The sequence below is a fragment of the Streptomyces sp. NPDC050147 genome (assembly GCF_040660195.1).
Lineage (GTDB): Bacteria > Actinomycetota > Actinomycetes > Streptomycetales > Streptomycetaceae > Streptomyces.
Genome location: NZ_JBFALJ010000009.1, coordinates 217,229 through 232,505, shown reverse-complemented (window position 1 = coordinate 232,505; position 15,277 = coordinate 217,229). Strand labels below are relative to the sequence as shown.

General features: G+C 70.7%; 16 protein-coding genes. 3 read left to right on the top strand and 13 right to left on the bottom strand.

Annotated features, from left to right (window positions below):
- Nucleotides 1–51 precede the first annotated feature (51 nt).
- A complete protein-coding gene (locus tag AB0I94_RS16945; protein WP_363310337.1) occupies nt 52–2,577 on the bottom strand; it encodes an ATP-dependent Clp protease ATP-binding subunit in 2,526 nt (841 codons plus the stop codon).
- 441 nt (nt 2,578–3,018) lie between these two features.
- Here AB0I94_RS16945 and AB0I94_RS16940 point away from each other — a divergent pair, with 441 nt between their 5' ends.
- Nucleotides 3,019–3,612, top strand: a complete 594-nt coding sequence (locus tag AB0I94_RS16940; RefSeq protein ID WP_363310336.1) for an SCO3374 family protein — start codon at nt 3,019–3,021, stop codon at nt 3,610–3,612.
- Here AB0I94_RS16940 and AB0I94_RS16935 read toward each other — a convergent pair.
- From AB0I94_RS16935 to AB0I94_RS16885, 11 genes are all read right to left on the bottom strand, one after another.
- Entirely contained in the window at nt 3,591–3,929 is a 339-nt protein-coding gene (locus AB0I94_RS16935; RefSeq protein WP_363310335.1) for an Lsr2 family protein, read from the bottom strand. The genes AB0I94_RS16940 and AB0I94_RS16935 overlap by 22 nt on opposite strands.
- Nucleotides 3,930–4,152: 223 nt before the next feature.
- Nucleotides 4,153–4,686 carry an amino-acid N-acetyltransferase gene (locus tag AB0I94_RS16930; RefSeq protein ID WP_363310334.1) on the bottom strand — a complete coding sequence of 178 codons (534 nt, stop codon included), beginning with the start codon at nt 4,684–4,686 and terminating at the stop codon, nt 4,153–4,155.
- A gap of 9 nt (nt 4,687–4,695) precedes the next feature.
- Nucleotides 4,696–5,181, bottom strand: a complete 486-nt coding sequence (locus tag AB0I94_RS16925; RefSeq protein WP_363310333.1) for a BlaI/MecI/CopY family transcriptional regulator — start codon at nt 5,179–5,181, stop codon at nt 4,696–4,698.
- A gap of 181 nt (nt 5,182–5,362) precedes the next feature.
- Nucleotides 5,363–5,533, bottom strand: coding sequence for a hypothetical protein (locus AB0I94_RS16920; protein WP_363210619.1), 171 nt, complete (start codon nt 5,531–5,533; stop codon nt 5,363–5,365).
- 14 nt (nt 5,534–5,547) lie between these two features.
- A complete protein-coding gene (locus AB0I94_RS16915; RefSeq protein ID WP_363310381.1) occupies nt 5,548–6,159 on the bottom strand; it encodes a hypothetical protein in 612 nt (203 codons plus the stop codon).
- Between the two features lie 129 nt (nt 6,160–6,288).
- The gene (locus tag AB0I94_RS16910) at nt 6,289–6,717 is read right to left on the bottom strand and encodes a hypothetical protein (protein WP_363310332.1); all 429 of its coding nucleotides are present in this window, start codon (nt 6,715–6,717) and stop codon (nt 6,289–6,291) included.
- A gap of 162 nt (nt 6,718–6,879) precedes the next feature.
- Nucleotides 6,880–7,686, bottom strand: coding sequence for a type III pantothenate kinase (locus AB0I94_RS16905; protein WP_363210616.1), 807 nt, complete (start codon nt 7,684–7,686; stop codon nt 6,880–6,882).
- A 7-nt stretch (nt 7,687–7,693) separates the two neighbouring features.
- Entirely contained in the window at nt 7,694–8,689 is a 996-nt protein-coding gene (nadC, locus tag AB0I94_RS16900) for a carboxylating nicotinate-nucleotide diphosphorylase (protein WP_363310331.1), read from the bottom strand.
- A gap of 2 nt (nt 8,690–8,691) precedes the next feature.
- Nucleotides 8,692–10,404, bottom strand: coding sequence for an L-aspartate oxidase (locus AB0I94_RS16895; protein ID WP_363310330.1), 1,713 nt, complete (start codon nt 10,402–10,404; stop codon nt 8,692–8,694).
- Complete coding sequence (gene panC / locus AB0I94_RS16890; RefSeq protein ID WP_363310329.1) at nt 10,401–11,402, bottom strand: pantoate--beta-alanine ligase; 1,002 nt, start codon at nt 11,400–11,402, stop codon at nt 10,401–10,403. The genes AB0I94_RS16895 and panC overlap by 4 nt, the downstream gene beginning before the upstream one ends.
- Nucleotides 11,399–12,337: a DUF2520 domain-containing protein gene (locus AB0I94_RS16885; RefSeq protein WP_363310328.1), complete on the bottom strand. Its 939-nt coding sequence runs from the start codon at nt 12,335–12,337 to the stop codon at nt 11,399–11,401. Before AB0I94_RS16885 ends, panC begins: the two co-directional genes overlap by 4 nt.
- A 147-nt stretch (nt 12,338–12,484) precedes the next feature.
- Between AB0I94_RS16885 and AB0I94_RS16880 the strand changes: the two genes are divergently transcribed.
- On the top strand, nt 12,485–13,669 hold the full coding sequence (locus AB0I94_RS16880) for a beta-eliminating lyase-related protein (RefSeq protein WP_363310327.1): 1,185 nt from the start codon (nt 12,485–12,487) through the stop codon (nt 13,667–13,669).
- On the opposite strand, the gene AB0I94_RS16875 is transcribed toward AB0I94_RS16880, so the two are convergent.
- Entirely contained in the window at nt 13,626–13,853 is a 228-nt protein-coding gene (locus AB0I94_RS16875) for a hypothetical protein (protein WP_363310326.1), read from the bottom strand. The two genes, AB0I94_RS16880 and AB0I94_RS16875, sit on opposite strands and share 44 nt — an antisense overlap.
- A 299-nt stretch (nt 13,854–14,152) precedes the next feature.
- Here AB0I94_RS16875 and AB0I94_RS16870 point away from each other — a divergent pair, with 299 nt between their 5' ends.
- Entirely contained in the window at nt 14,153–15,271 is a 1,119-nt protein-coding gene (locus AB0I94_RS16870) for a DUF5937 family protein (RefSeq protein ID WP_363310325.1), read from the top strand.
- Nucleotides 15,272–15,277 lie beyond the last annotated feature (6 nt).

The following is a 15,277-nucleotide window of genomic DNA, read 5'->3' as shown; positions in this document are numbered from 1 at the left end:
CCGTTTCTCACGATCCGGGGCAGCCCCTGCACTGCTCTGCGGGCCGGAGGCCTACGCCTCCTTGCTCAGGTTAGGCCCGGCGCCACCAGCCGCCTGCTCGATCGGCGGGACGTCCGGAAGCGCCGCCTTCTCCTCGCCGCGGAAGGTGAACTTGGCTTCCTCGCCCTCACCCTCCGTGCCGACGACCACGATGTGGCCGGGGCGGAGCTCGCCGAAGAGGATCTTCTCCGACAGGATGTCCTCGATCTCGCGCTGGATCGTCCGGCGCAGCGGCCGGGCGCCCATGACCGGGTCGTAACCCTTCTTGGCCAGGAGCTTCTTCGCGTCACCGCTGAGCTCGATGCCCATGTCGCGGTCCTTCAGACGCTCGTCCACCTTGGCGAGCATGAGGTCGACGATCTGGATGATGTCTTCCTCGGTGAGCTGGTGGAAGACCACCGTGTCGTCGACACGGTTCAGGAACTCCGGGCGGAAGTGCTGCTTCAGCTCGTCGTTGACCTTGGTCTTCATGCGCTCGTAGTTCGACTTGACGTCACCCGCGGCGGCGAATCCGAGGTTGAAGCCCTTGGAGATGTCACGCGTGCCGAGGTTGGTCGTCATGATGATGACCGTGTTCTTGAAGTCCACGACCCGGCCCTGGGAGTCGGTCAGGCGACCGTCTTCCAGGATCTGAAGGAGCGAGTTGAAGATATCCGGGTGGGCCTTCTCGACCTCGTCGAAGAGGACGACCGAGAACGGCTTGCGGCGGACCTTCTCCGTCAGCTGCCCGCCCTCTTCGTAACCGACATATCCGGGCGGCGAACCGAAGAGACGCGAGACCGTGTGCTTCTCGCTGAACTCCGACATGTCGAGGGAGATCAGGGCGTCCTCGTCACCGAAGAGGAATTCGGCGAGCGTCTTGGAAAGCTCCGTCTTACCGACACCGGACGGACCGGCGAAGATGAACGAGCCACCGGGACGCTTCGGGTCCTTCAGACCCGCACGCGTACGACGAATCGCCTGCGAGAGCGCCTTGATGGCGTCCTTCTGGCCGATGACCCGCTTGTGGAGCTCGTCCTCCATGCGCAGCAGACGCGAGGACTCCTCCTCGGTCAGCTTGAAGACCGGAATGCCGGTGGCCGTGGCCAGGACCTCGGCGATGAGCTCGCCGTCGACCTCGGCGACGACGTCCATGTCGCCGGCCTTCCATTCCTTCTCGCGCTTGGCCTTCGCCGCGAGCAGCTGCTTCTCCTTGTCACGGAGCGAAGCGGCCTTCTCGAAGTCCTGCGAGTCGATCGCGGACTCCTTGTCGCGGCGGACACCCGCGATCTTCTCGTCGAACTCGCGGAGGTCCGGCGGCGCGGTCATCCGGCGGATGCGCATCCGGGAACCGGCCTCGTCGATCAGGTCGATCGCCTTGTCCGGCAGGAAGCGGTCCGAGATGTACCGGTCGGCCAGGGTGGCGGCCTGGACCAGCGCCTCGTCCGTGATGGAGACCCTGTGGTGGGCCTCGTAACGGTCGCGCAGACCCTTGAGGATCTCGATGGTGTGCGGCAGCGACGGCTCGGCGACCTGGATGGGCTGGAAGCGGCGCTCGAGGGCCGCGTCCTTCTCCAGGTGCTTGCGGTACTCGTCCAGCGTCGTCGCACCGATGGTCTGCAGCTCACCACGGGCCAGCATCGGCTTGAGGATGCTCGCCGCGTCGATCGCGCCCTCGGCGGCGCCCGCACCCACCAGGGTGTGGAGCTCGTCGATGAACAGGATGATGTCGCCGCGGGTGCGGATCTCCTTGAGGACCTTCTTCAGGCGCTCCTCGAAGTCACCGCGGTACCGCGAACCGGCGACGAGCGCGCCCAGGTCCAGGGTGTAGAGGTGCTTGTCCTTGAGGGTCTCGGGCACCTCGCCCTTGACGATGGCCTGCGCCAGGCCCTCGACGACGGCGGTCTTGCCGACGCCGGGCTCGCCGATGAGCACGGGGTTGTTCTTCGTACGGCGGGACAGCACCTGCATGACCCGCTCGATCTCCTTCTCGCGCCCGATGACCGGGTCGAGCTTGGATTCACGAGCGGCCTGGGTGAGGTTCCGGCCGAACTGGTCGAGCACCAGGGACGTGGAAGGCGTGCCCTCCGCAGGACCGCCTGCGGTGGCGGTCTCCTTGCCCTGGTATCCGGAGAGCAGCTGGATGACCTGCTGCCGCACCCGGTTGAGATCGGCGCCCAGCTTCACGAGGACCTGGGCGGCGACGCCCTCGCCCTCGCGGATCAGGCCGAGCAGGATGTGCTCGGTGCCGATGTAGTTGTGGCCCAGCTGAAGGGCCTCGCGGAGCGAAAGCTCCAGGACCTTCTTGGCACGGGGGGTGAAGGGGATGTGGCCGGACGGGGCCTGCTGGCCCTGACCGATGATCTCCTCCACCTGCTGGCGGACCGCCTCGAGCGAAATCCCGAGGCTCTCCAGGGCCTTAGCGGCGACACCCTCGCCCTCGTGGATCAAGCCCAGGAGGATGTGCTCGGTGCCGATGTAGTTGTGGTTGAGCATCCGGGCTTCTTCCTGAGCCAGGACGACAACCCGCCGCGCGCGGTCGGTGAACCTCTCGAACATCGTTAATCGCTCCTCAGAGCGGTCAGGCAGTAAGGGGGCTGTCCCCTCCCTGTCCTTCCGCAGCTTAGTCCCGCAAGCGGGGACCGCTCATTCCAACTGCCGACACCCGGCCGAGAACAAGAGGTGCCTCCTGACCCCGAACGCCGACAACTGCTCCAACCCGATGGTGCGAGACGATGTTCCCGCAGGCCAAGCACTTACCCTCACCACCACTACGCCGATGGCGAACGTGAGACGGCCTCGCGCGTGTGTCGCCCCTCCCCACTAGGGATGTCTTACCCGTAAGGACTGACACTCCATGCGGCGCACGCCGGTTCCCTCCGCTACGGGCGAACACCCTTGCGCGGCCGAGTGCGCGTTCACGCCCTCTTTCCGGCCACCCAGGGCGATCGTTGTGCCACTCTGCGTAACTCAAGGCGCTTCCGGCCGGTTGCTCCATGCATGGCCTTCACCGTTCCCCAGCCCCGTGTGCCGGTCGAGCCCAGCGTCCTGGTGCGGCAGTGGTACGAGAACGAGCTCGGCTGGGCGACGGACGAGCGCCTCCCCGGGCTGCCGGTGCGGCTCCTGACGGGGCTCCGCTTCGACGTACTGCAGCTGCCCGCCGAGGCCGGCTTCGCCGCGCTGAGGCATCTGGGGCCGAAAGCCCCGGTGGCTCTGCGAGGAGAAACGATGCGGCTCTTCGTGGCCGCGGGGAGCGCCGACGAGCTGCCGGGGCTCCTGGACTGGCTGGAGTGGGGTGGCATCCCACTGGACCTCACGGCCATCGGTGCGGGCGGACGGATCGACGCGCCCACGCCTCCGGGGTGGCCCGGCACGCGGGGGGCCGCCGTGTGGCTGCGACCCCCGGAGCCCGGGTGCGAGGTGGAGCCGACGCTGCCGGCATTGCCTTCCCTGTCCTGCGTGGGGGGTGGCGCCATGCCCCACAGCGACCCCGCCGTGGGCTCCGGTCTCGTACGACTTGTGGACACGGCGGCAACGCAGTGCCACCGGGTCCGGTTGCGACGGACCCGTCGTCAGCCGTTGGCCTTCTCGTAGGCCTCGCGGATGGACGCGGGAACGCGGCCGCGGTCGTTGACCTCGAAACCGTTGTCCTTGGCCCAGGCACGGATCGCCGCGGTGTCCTGACCGCCGCTCGTGGCGGAGGCGCGGGCTTTGGTACGCCCGGCCGAACCACGGCCACCGGTACGACGACCGCCCTTGAGGTAAGGCTCAAGAAGACCGCGGAGCTTGTCCGCGTTCGACGTGGTGAGGTCGATCTCGTACGACTTGCCGTCCAGCGCAAACGTCACGGTCTCGTCTGCCTCGCCACCGTCGAGGTCATCGACAAGAAGGACCTGAACCTTCTGTGCCACCGGATTTCCTTTCATCGATAACTTAGGGCCGGATCGCACGGCGCGAGCCGCAGAATCGCCGCCCCCTGTTATATGCAGTACTGCAGTACGTCGGAAAGCAAACCGCTTTTGCTGGAAAAACACAAACCCCCGGGAGAGACCTGGGACCCTGAGAACCCAGGAAACGTGCGCGTTTCGGACATAGGGAACCGGGGTGGCAGGCAGACCGGAATACCGGCGACGATCACAGATGCAGAAGCATCCGGCTGTTGCCCAAGGTGTTCGGTTTCACTCGTTCGAGGCCGAGGAACTCCGCGACGCCCTCGTCTTTGGAACGCAGCAGCTCGCTGTAGACATCTCCGTCGACAGGCGTCTCACCGATCTCCACGAAGCCGTGCTTCGCGAAGAAGTCGACTTCGAAGGTGAGACAGAAAACCCTGCGGACACCGAGCCAGCGAGCGGTCTGCAGCAACTTCTCCAACACCTGATGCCCCACTCCGGCGCCCTTGACGCCGGGGTTCACCGCGAGAGTGCGCACTTCCGCGAGGTCTTCCCACATGACGTGGAGGGCTCCGCAGCCGACGACCTCGGCGTTGTCGTCGCGTTCCGCCACCCAGAACTCCTGGATGGACTCGTAAAGGGTGACCGTCGCTTTGTCGAGCAGGATCCCCTGACGGGCGTAGGAGTCCAGGAGGTTGCGTACGACCGGCACATCGGCTGTGCGCGCCCGGCGTACGGAGACTGCTTTAGCGCTGAGTTCAGGGGGTTCTGCTGGCATGACCGGACGCTATCGCTCTGCTTCGGGCTCCGCCTCGCCGGGGTTCTGCGGGGCTTCGGTGGCGGGGCCTCGCGAGATCGGGGCATCAGAGATCGGAGCTTCAGAGATGGGCGCCTCAGAGATGGGCGCCTGAGAGAGCGGGGCCACGATCCGCATCGCGTCACTGAGTGCTTCGCGCTGTTCCGCCGACATCATGCCGAAGAACGCGACGAGAGCGGCAGCCGGGTTGTCGCTCTGCGACCAAGCTTCGTTCATCAGTGCGGCAGCGTAGGCGGCCCGAGTGGAGACCGCCTCATATCGATAGGCACGGCCTTCCGCTTCACGGCGCACCCAGCCCTTCTGATGAAGATTGTCCAAAACGGTCATGACGGTGGTGTACGCGATGGACCGTTCCTGCTGAAGGTCTTCCAGGACTTCTCGAACGGTCACGGGGCGGTTCCACTTCCACACCCGTGTCATGACTGAGTCTTCGAGTTCTCCCAAGGGGCGAGGCACACGAGAACAATAGTGGGAGATGTCACTAATGACGTGATGGACGTGGCGGAGGCGCCATTTCCACAACAAAAGGGGCGTACGACTCGAAATGTGAACGAGTCGTACGCCAAAGGTGTGCGGGTGGTGACCTCAGGTCACGCCGGGGTCACCGCCAGGTAGCCGGAGCCGGTCCTGGGGGGCGTCAGGCCTTGGGGGTCTGCCGGGCGCCTTCGGCGCTGGAGATCACGGCGTCGACGGCCGCATCCTCCTTGGCCTTGTTGGCGCCGCCCTGGGTCTTCACGATCGTCACGATGAGACCGCCGAAGAACACGGCCATCACTACGGGGGGCAGGAGCGCGGAGACGTATTCCATGCCCCCCAGAGTAGCTAGCCCGCGGCGAGTTGGTGCGGGGGGTCCGTCGGGCGGCGCTTGGGAGGGAAGACCTCGGCCGGGGTCGGCACGGGGCGTGACGGCTCCGGGGCGGCCGGTTTCGCGGGAGAGGAGTTCGGCGTCCTGGGCTTGGGTGCTGCCCGGTCGGCCGCCTCGCCTCGACCGCCGGGGAGCGCGCGCAGGCGCGTGCGCGAGGCGGGGACGAGGGCGCGGGGCGCCGGGACGGACGCGTGGCACCGGCCGGCGAGGCGGGCGCGTACGGCCTGCTCGGCGACGGTCCGGCAGCGCTCGAGGAGGGCGGCGGCGACCGGGTTGCCGCGCAGGGCGCGCAGCGCGGCGAGATCGTCGGCGTCCGGCTGATAGCCGGCACCGAGGACGTCCGCCAGGAGTGCGAGGTAGCCGGTGGCGGTGCCGGGCAGGGCCGCCCGGTAGCGGGCGAGGTCGGCCAGCAGGAAGGCCCGGAGCCTGGCACTCTCGCTCACCGCCTCGTCGACGGCGTCGGCTAGGCGTAGGCAGTCCTGGACGTCCTCGTCGGAGACGGGGCTGGGATGCAGGGCGAGGGCCAGAGCGCGGCGGAGCACACGCAACTCCTCCGCACCGAAGGCCATGCCGCCGCGAGAACCGTATGGCGTGGGCATGTACTGACGATACGTGCAAAGTGGACAAAATCCGCTTAACGCCAATGTGTGGCGTGGCTTCTCCGGGGTGGTCGGGTGCCCGCGCTCACGCGTGCGTCCTCACTCCGAGCGGCGGCGGATCATCGCGAAGACGACCGCGCCGACCCCCAGGGCCCCGGCCGCGGCGGCGGCGATCCAGGGGAGGACGCCCGCGCCGGTGTCCGCCATTTTGCCGTCGGGGGCTGCGGGGGTGTCGGAGCCTGCAGGAGCGTCGGGGTCCTGCTCTTCGCTGTCCGGTGCCGTGGTGGAGGTGGGGGTGGTGCTTGGGGTGATGCTGGGGGCCGGGGTCGTGCTTGAGGTGGGCGTCATGCTTGAGGCGGGGGACGGTGAGGCCGCCGCCGCGGCCGGGACGCTCACGGCGTGCACGGCGTGACCGGCGTGCACGGCGCCGTCGAACCCGGTGGCCGTGCTCGCCGTCGCGGCAGGGCCGGCGAGCCCTGCCAGCACCCCGGCCGCCACTGCCGCGGCCAGTCTTCCCCTACGCCCCATTTGCTCCACGCCCGCTCGAACCCTCCCAAGTCCCGTCCCTGCGCAGACTCTTGTATGGGGCGCAGGGTTGTGTGCGCAAGCCCCGCTTATGAGCCGCCGGTTATGAGCCGACTGCCGCGGGGCTCCGCCCGGAGCGTCCGGCCGGAGCGCCGGCCCGAGTTCTCAACTCCGGGAGACGTTGCGCTCGTAGACCAGACGGAGGCCGATGAGGGTCAGCCACGGCTCGTGTTCGTCGATGACCGTGGCCTCGCCGAGCACCATGGGCGCGAGGCCGCCGGTCGCGATGACGGTCACGTCGTCCGGGTCTCCGCCCGGGCCCGCCAGCTCGCGGGCCATGCGCTGTACGACGCCGTCGACCTGGCCCGCGAAGCCGTACAGGATGCCCGACTGCATGGCCTCCACGGTGTTCTTGCCGATGACGCTGCGCGGCCGGGCCAGCTCGATCTTGCGGAGCTGGGCACCCCGCACGCCGAGGGCCTCGACGGAGATCTCGATGCCGGGAGCGATGACGCCTCCGGTGTACTCCCCGCGTGCGGAGACCGCGTCGAACGTCGTCGCCGTACCGAAGTCGACGACGATGGCGGGGCCTCCGTAGAGCTCGACCGCCGCGACCGCGTTGATGATGCGGTCGGCGCCGACCTCCTTGGGGTTGTCCATGAGGATCGGCACGCCGGTCTTGATGCCGGGCTCCACCAGGACGGCGGGCACGTCTCCGTAGTACCGCCTGGTGACCTCGCGCAGCTCGTGCAGGACGGAGGGGACCGTCGAGCAGATCGCGATGCCGTCGATGCCGTCGCCCAGCTCGTCGCCGAGCAGCGGGTGCATGCCCATCAGGCCGTTGAGGAGCACGGCGAGTTCGTCGGCGGTGCGGCGGGCCTCGGTGGAGATGCGCCAGTGCTCGACGATCTCCTCGCCGTCGAAGAGTCCGAGGACGGTGTGGGTGTTTCCGACGTCGATGGTCAGCAGCATGTCGTCGTCACTCCGCCCCTTCAGAGAGCGCGCGAAGGTCGAGGCCGATGTCCAGGATCGGTGAGGAGTGGGTGAGGGCGCCCACCGCGAGGAAGTCCACGCCTGTTTCCGCGTACGCCCGGGCGTTCTCCAGGGTGAGGCGGCCCGAGGACTCCAGGATCGCGCGGCCGTCGACGATGGCCACGGCCTCCTCGGTCTCGCCCGGTGTGAAGTTGTCCAGGAGGATCAGGTCGGCGCCGGCGTCCACGACCTCGCGCAGCTGGTGGAGGGTGTCGACCTCGACCTCCACGGCCAGGTCGGGGAAGGCCTCACGGACGGCCTTGAAGGCCTGCTCCACGCCTCCGGCGGCCACCACGTGGTTGTCCTTCACCAGGGCCGCGTCGGAGAGCGCCATGCGGTGGTTCACGCCGCCGCCCATGCGCACCGCGTACTTCTCCAGGGCGCGCAGACCCGCGGTCGTCTTGCGGGTGTCGCGGACCTTGGCGCTCGTGCCCTCAAGGGCGTCGGCCCACGCGCGCGTGGCCGTCGCCACGCCGGAGAGGCGGCACAGGAGATTGAGCGCGCTGCGCTCGGCGGTGAGCAGGTCGCGGGTGCGGGTGGTGACGCTGAGCAGCTTGTCGCCCGCCTCCACCCGGTCGCCGTCCTCGACGTGCCGCTCCACCTCGAAGGTGTCCGTGCAGACGATGGAGATGACGGCTTCGGCGATGCGCAGGCCCGCTGCGGTGCCGGCCTCGCGCGCGGTGAAGTCGCCGGTGGCGACGGCCTCTTCGGGGATCGTGGCGACCGAGGTGACGTCCACGCCGCCTGCCAGGTCCTCCTCGATCGCCATGTGCGCGATGTCCTCGACCTGCACGGGGTCGAGCCCCGCCTCGGTCAGGAGCTGCGCGAGAGCGGGGTCGAGGCCGCACTCCATGGGGTCGTACGCGTCGTCCGAGCCGCAGCCGCAGGCATCGCCGCAGCCACCGCCGGTGGGGGCGAGAGGGAGGTCGTCGGGGGTGCTCACGGTCACTTCTCCTGAAGGCTGGTCGTCGGAGGGAAGTCTGCGGTCTCGGTCGTATGTACGGCCAGGGTCCGGTCCGCGTTGAGGCGTACGACGATGTGGCGCCGCCATGCCTCGTCGTCGCGGTCGGGGCGGTCCTCGCGCCAGTGGCAGCCGCGGGTCTCCTGGCGGCGCTGCGCGGCGGCCACCAGAACACGGGCGACGCACAGGAGGTTGGTGGTCTCCCAGGTGTCGACGCCGGGCTCGGCGGTCTTGCCGTGCTCGGCGAGCGCGCCCGCGGCCTCGGCGTGAATGCGGGCGAGCCGGGCCGCGGCCTCGGAGAGGGAGTCGGCGGACCTGAGCACTCCGGCGCCGTCGGTCATCACGCGCTGGATGGCGAAGCGGGCCTCGGGGGGCAGCAGGGGGTGCGCGGGGGTGTCGGGGTGGGCGACCGGTGTGGGCACGCGCGCGTGGAGGGTGTTCTCGGCGTGCTGTGCCGCGATGTCCGCGGCGATGCGCTCGGCGTAGACCAGGCCTTCAAGCAGGGAGTTGGAGGCGAGGCGGTTCGCTCCGTGCACGCCGGTGCAGGCGACCTCTCCGCAGGCGTACAGACCCGGGACCGTGGTGCGGCCGTGCGGGTCGGTGCGGATGCCGCCGGAGGCGTAGTGCGCGGCCGGGGCGACGGGGATGGGCTCGGTCACCGGGTCGATGCCGTGGGCACGGCAGGCGGCGAGGATCGTCGGGAAGCGGTTCTCCCACATCTGGGCGCCGAAGTGCCTGGCGTCCAAGTACATGTGCTCGGCGCCCCGTTCCTGCATGCGCCGCATGATGCCCTTGGCGACGATGTCCCGGGGCGCGAGCTCCGCGAGCTCGTGCCGGCCGGCCATGAAGCGCACGCCGTCCGCGTCCACGAGGTGGGCTCCCTCGCCGCGCACCGCCTCGGAGACCAGCGGCTGCTGGCCCTCCGCGTCGGCGCCCAGGAAGAGCACGGTGGGGTGGAACTGCACGAACTCCAGGTCGCTCACCTCGGCGCCCGCGCGCAGGGCGAGCGCGACGCCGTCGCCCGTCGACACGGACGGGTTCGTGGTCGCCGAGAAGACCTGTCCCATGCCGCCGGTGGCGAGGACGACCGCGGGGGCGTGGACCGCGCCCACGCCGTCGTGCTGGCCCTCTCCCATGACGTGCAGGGAGACACCGGCGGTGCGGCCGTCGGCGTCGGTCAGGAGGTCCAGTACGAGCGCGTTCTCCACGGTCGGTATGGACCGTGCGCGCACCGCCTCGACCAGGGCGCGGGAGATCTCGGCGCCGGTCGCGTCACCGCCCGCGTGGGCGATGCGGCGGCGGTGGTGGCCGCCCTCGCGGGTCAGCTCGATGGCGCCCTCGGGGCCCGTGTCGAAGTGGGCGCCGGTCTCGATGAGGCGGCGTACGGCGTCAGGGCCCTCGGTGACCAGCGCGCGCACGGCCTCCTCGTCGCACAGGCCCGCGCCCGCCACGAGGGTGTCGTCCAGGTGCTGCTCGGGGGTGTCGCCCTCGCCGAGTGCCGCCGCGATGCCGCCCTGGGCCCAGCGCGTGGAGCCGTCGTCGAGGCGGGCCTTGGTGACCACGACCGTCTTCAGGCCCGCCGCCGAGCAGCGCAGGGCCGTGGTGAGCCCTGCCACTCCGGAGCCGACGACGACGATGTCGGCTTCCAGGGACCAGCCGGGCGCGGGGGCGTGCAGCCGTATTCCGGTGGCACTCATGGGGTGGCTCCGAACGTGAGCGGGATGTTGTCGATCAGCCGGGTCGCGCCGACCTTGGCCGCGACGGCGAGGACCGCCTCACCGGTGTGGCCCGGCTGTACGTCCGTGAAGTCGGCCGGGTCGACCAGCGCCAAGTAGTCCAGTTCGAGCGGGGGCCGGCTGCGGGCCGCCTGGTCGAGGACCTGGCGGGCGGCGGCACGGACGGCCGCGGGGCCGCCGGGCACCGTCGGCGTGACGGACTGGGCGACCGCGTGGGTGTCGGCCGCGGCGCGGGACTCCCCCAGGGCGTTCAGGGCGTCGGCGCGCGCGTGCGTGACGGGGGCGAGCGCCGCCCGCGCGTGGAGTGCCTCCTGGGCGGCGTGCCGGTCGCGGCCCGCGAAGAGCGCCTGGGAGAGCGCGAGCGCGGTGCGCCGCTCGGCCGGGGAGAGGTAGCGGTTGCGGCTGGAGAGCGCCAGGCCGTCGTCCTCGCGCACGGTGGGTACGCCGACGATCTCCACGCCGAAGTTCAGGTCGCGCACCATGCGGCGGATGAGGGCGAGCTGCTGGGCGTCCTTCTGGCCGTACAACGCCACGTCGGGCCGGGTGAGGTGCAGCAGCTTGGCGACGACCGTGAGCATGCCGTCGAAGTGTCCGGGGCGGGTGGCCCCTTCGAGGAGCGTGCCCATGGGCCCCGCGCTGATCCGGACCTGCGGTTCGCCGCCGGGATAGACCTCGTCCACGGAAGGGGCGAACACGAAGTCCGCGCCTTCCTGTTCGGCGATCTTGACGTCGGCGTCCAGGGTGCGGGGGTAGCGGTCGAGGTCCTCGCCCGCACCGAACTGGAGGGGGTTCACGAAGACCGTGACCACGACTTCGCCCTCGTCGCCCGCCATGCGGCGTGCGGTGCGGATCAGCGTGGCGTGGCCCTCGTGCAGGGCGCCCATGGTCATGACGACGACGCGGCGGCCGACGCGCGGGCGGGTGCGCAGGGGTTCGGCGGTGTGCACGAGGCGGGTCATCGGGTTCCTCCCTCGGCGTCGCCGGCCCCGCCCCCGCCGTTGGCGAGGACCCCCAGGAGGTCCTCGGCGAGCTCGGGCTTGAGCAGCCCGTGGGCGAGCGCGCGGTCGGCGGTCGCGCGGGCCATCGCCAGATATCCGGCGACGGTCTGCGGGGCGTGCTTGCGCAGCTCGGCGACGTGCGCGGCGACCGTGCCCGCGTCCCCGCGCGCGACGGGGCCGGTGAGGGCGGCGTCGCCGGACCGCAGGGCGTTGTCCAGGGCCGCGCCGAGCAGCGGGCCGAGCATCCGGTCGGGGGCGGCCACGCCCGCGTCCCGGAGCAGGTCCATGGATTCGGCGACCAGCGTGACCAGGTGGTTCGCGCCGAGCGCGAGCGCCGCGTGGTACAGCGGCCTGGCCTCCTCGGCGATCCACTCTGGCTCGCCGCCCATCTCGATGACCAGCGCCTCGGCGGCCAGGCGCAGCTCCTCGGGAGCGGTCACGCCGAAGGAGCAGCCAGCGAGGCGCTGCACGTCGACGGGGGTGCCGGTGAACGTCATGGCCGGGTGCAGAGCGAGCGGCAGGGCGCCCGCGCGGAGCGCCGGTTCGAGCACCTGGGTGCCGTACCGCCCGGAGGTGTGCACCAGGAGCTGGCCGGGGCGGATGGCGCCGGTCTCGACGAGGCCCTCGACGAGGCCGACAAGGGCGTCGTCCGGGACGGTCAGGAGGACCAGGTCGGCGCGCTCCAGGACCTGGGCGGGCGGCACGAGGGGGACGTCGGGCAGCAGGGCCGCCGCGCGTCGTACGGACGCGTCGGAGACACCGGACGCGGCGACCGGGCGGTGCCCGGCGAGCTGGAGCGCCGCGGCGAGCGCGGGGCCGACACGGCCCGCTCCCACGACGCCCACCGTGAGCCTCGCGGGGCGGTCCCGCGGGTCTGGCTGATGAGGTGCGTTCACGCGATGACGCCTTCCCGTTCCAGTCCGCTCGGGGTACCGGACGATTTCTCGTCATGCTAACGCGATCGGTCCGTGCCGCGTCCTCGGCTGTCCACAGGCTGTGGGTATTCATATGACCGGCGGCCGATCGCACGCCATGCTCGGGGGATGACTTCACACGACGGAGCGCAGGCGGGCGAAGAGCCGGGCGAGCACGGCGGCGAGCAGGACCTGCTCGCCGCCCGCCGCCGGTCCGCCGCCCTCGGCGCCACCCGCACCCTGCACCGCTGGTCCGCCCACCAACCGCTCGCCACCCGGCTCTCCGCGCTCGCCGACGCGGCCTTCGAGGTCGTGGACCCGGACGAGCCCACCGACATCTACGGCAACGCGGTCGTCGCACGCCTGGAGGACGAGGTCGCGCGGCTGCTCGGCAAGGAGGCGGCCGCCTTCTTCCCGACCGGCACGATGGCCCAGCAGGTCGCCCTGCGCTGCTGGGCGGGCCGCACGGGCAACACGACCGTCGCCCTGCATCCGAAGGCCCATCCCGAGGTGCACGAAGGGGGCGCCCTCTCCGCGGTGAGCGGGTTGCGCACGGTGCATCCGACGCGGGAGCCCCGGCTGCCCACCGCCGAGGAGGTACGGGACTTCGAGGAGCCCTTCGGGACGCTGATGCTCGAACTGCCGCTCCGGGACGCCGGTTTCGTGCTGCCCTCCTGGGAGGAGCTCGAAGAGGTCGTGGAGGCGGCCAGGGAACGGGACGCCGTCGTGCACTTCGACGGTGCGCGCCTGTGGGAGTGCACACCGCACTTCGGCCGCTCCCTCGCGGAGATCGCCGGTCTCGCGGACACCGTGTACGTGTCGTTCTACAAGTCCCTGGACGGCCTGAGCGGCGCGGTGCTCGCGGGCCCGCGCACCCTGGTCGACGAGGCAAGGACCTGGCGCCACCGCTACGGCGGCCAGGTCTTCCAGCAGTTCCCGGCCGCCGTCGCCGCGCTGCTGGGCCTGAAGAACACGCTTCCGCGGCTGCCGGACTACGTCGGCCACGCGCGCGTGGTCGCCGAAGCGCTGCGCGAAGGGTTCGCGTCCGCCGGGGTGCCCTGGTCGCGCGTACATCCGGAGCGGCCGCACACCCACCAGTTCCAGGTCTGGCTGCCGTACGACGCCGAAGTCCTCACCGAGGCCGCGCTCGGTCAGGCCGAGGAGACCAAGACCCAGCTGTTCGGCCGCTGGTTCCCGGACGGTCCGCCCGGCCTCTCGGTCACGGAGGTCACCGTGACCGAGGCGGGCCTGGAGTGGACGTCCGACGACGTCAACGATGCGGTCGCGGAGTTCGTGCGGCGAATCCCGGGATGAGCCGGGCCACCGCGGCCCTGACCCTTCCGTGGGCGGGGCGTTCCTCGACGACGGCACGGAAGCGGCCGTAGTCGCGCACCTCGCGGATGACCTGCCAGTCCTGTCGACCGGGGGCGGGCGGGGTGCGCTCGTCGTGCTGGGCGGCGCGGTAGCTGTCGAGCAGGTACTGCTGGGTGATGCTCATGACGAGTTCGCCTCTCAGGATAAAGGTTACTTATCGGGCACCGTTGGGTCGACGGGAAGCAGGAGTCGGCACGGCGTGGGTTGTGGTGGGTTCGGGCCCGGCGGCGACGCTGCCGTAGGGCCCGGTCGTCAGGGGCCGTGTTCGGCCCGGTCAGGAAGGGCCGTGCGTGGCCCTTCGGCGAGGACCGTGTGCGGCCCTGTCACCACAGACTGCTCCCGCCGTCCCGCCGCCGTCGCGCCGATTGACACCGGGCGTCAATCGGCGGCCGGGATGTCAGTGGCGCGGTGCACGATGGGGCCATGAGCGTGCACATCGAGATCGCGGGCCTGCCGCAGGAGCGGATCTTCTTCGACCCTTCGCCCCTGGCGGAGCTGGGCGTCGCCCTGCACGCGATGTCCGAGCCCGGTCATCACCCGGGGCTGCACGGCTGGGCCACGGCGACCACCGCCTGCCTCAAGCCGGACCTCGCCGACCGGCTGCACGAGGCGGACTTCCTGTGGCGGAACACGTTCTCGGACGTCTTCATGCCGTTCGCCGGGCTCGTCGACGGCGACGGCAGGCCGGGCGCCACACTCGCCGAGGAGCTGGACCTCCTGGACCGCCTGGACGACGAGCGGTTCGTCATGGCGGCCCTGGAGTTCACCTGCGGCACGACGTACGACGAAGGCGGGACTTCACCGCTCACCGACCCCGTCCGTGGCGCCCGCGCCCTGGAGCTCGCCGCCACGCGCGGCGGCAGACAACTGGACTTCACCAAGCGCCTCCTGACCGACCCGCAGACCGTCCGGGCCTGGCTGCGCCGCCTCCTGGAGGACTGTGACGAGGCTTTCTTCGCGGACACCTGGAGGCGCGTGCGCGTCCAACTGGCGGCCGACGCACGGCACAAGACGGAGATACTGCGCCGCAAGGGGCTCGCCGAAGTGCTGACCTCGGTGTCCGCCGCCCTCTCCGTGGACGCGGACAACCGTCGCATCACCGCGGACAAGCTCGTACCGGGCACCACGACCGCCCTGGACCACTCCCTGGGCGCCGGGCTCACGTTCGTGCCGTCACACTTCGCCTGGCCGCACCTGATGGTCCTGCACGCGCCCGGCTGGCGCCCGGTCGTCCACTACCCCGTGTCCGCGCCGGACCTGGCGAAGCCCACCTCGGTGGAGACCCTAGAGAAGCGGCTCACGGCCCTCGCGCACCCCGTGCGCCTGCGGCTGTGCCGCGACATGGCCCGCGCGTCCTTCAGCACCGGCGAGTTGGCCCACGCGACCGGCCTGACGGCGCCGGAGGTCTCCCGGCACCTGACGCTCCTGAAGAAGGCGGGCCTGGTGACCACCACGCGGCGCGGCCGGTACGTGCTGCACCAGCTGGACGTGTCCGTGGTGGCCCGCCTGGGCAGCGACTTCCTGGAGGGCATCCTGCGCTGAACCCCC

Excerpts from the sequence above, each read along its gene's own strand:
- AB0I94_RS16945 (WP_363310337.1), bottom strand. The coding sequence starts at position 2,577 with ATGTTCGAGAGGTTCACCGACCGCGCGCGGCGGGTTGTCGTCCTGGCT.
- AB0I94_RS16915 (WP_363310381.1), bottom strand. The coding sequence starts at position 6,159 with ATGGCCTTCGGTGCGGAGGAGTTGCGTGTGCTCCGCCGCGCTCTGGCC.
- AB0I94_RS16940 (WP_363310336.1), top strand. The coding sequence starts at position 3,019 with ATGGCCTTCACCGTTCCCCAGCCCCGTGTGCCGGTCGAGCCCAGCGTC.
- panC (WP_363310329.1), bottom strand. The coding sequence starts at position 11,402 with ATGACCCGCCTCGTGCACACCGCCGAACCCCTGCGCACCCGCCCGCGC.
- AB0I94_RS16930 (WP_363310334.1), bottom strand. The coding sequence starts at position 4,686 with ATGCCAGCAGAACCCCCTGAACTCAGCGCTAAAGCAGTCTCCGTACGC.
- AB0I94_RS16895 (WP_363310330.1), bottom strand. The coding sequence starts at position 10,404 with ATGAGTGCCACCGGAATACGGCTGCACGCCCCCGCGCCCGGCTGGTCC.
- AB0I94_RS16910 (WP_363310332.1), bottom strand. The coding sequence starts at position 6,717 with ATGGGGCGTAGGGGAAGACTGGCCGCGGCAGTGGCGGCCGGGGTGCTG.
- AB0I94_RS16870 (WP_363310325.1), top strand. The coding sequence starts at position 14,153 with ATGAGCGTGCACATCGAGATCGCGGGCCTGCCGCAGGAGCGGATCTTC.
- AB0I94_RS16905 (WP_363210616.1), bottom strand. The coding sequence starts at position 7,686 with ATGCTGCTGACCATCGACGTCGGAAACACCCACACCGTCCTCGGACTC.
- AB0I94_RS16920 (WP_363210619.1), bottom strand. The coding sequence starts at position 5,533 with ATGGAATACGTCTCCGCGCTCCTGCCCCCCGTAGTGATGGCCGTGTTC.
- AB0I94_RS16875 (WP_363310326.1), bottom strand. The coding sequence starts at position 13,853 with ATGAGCATCACCCAGCAGTACCTGCTCGACAGCTACCGCGCCGCCCAG.
- AB0I94_RS16880 (WP_363310327.1), top strand. The coding sequence starts at position 12,485 with ATGACTTCACACGACGGAGCGCAGGCGGGCGAAGAGCCGGGCGAGCAC.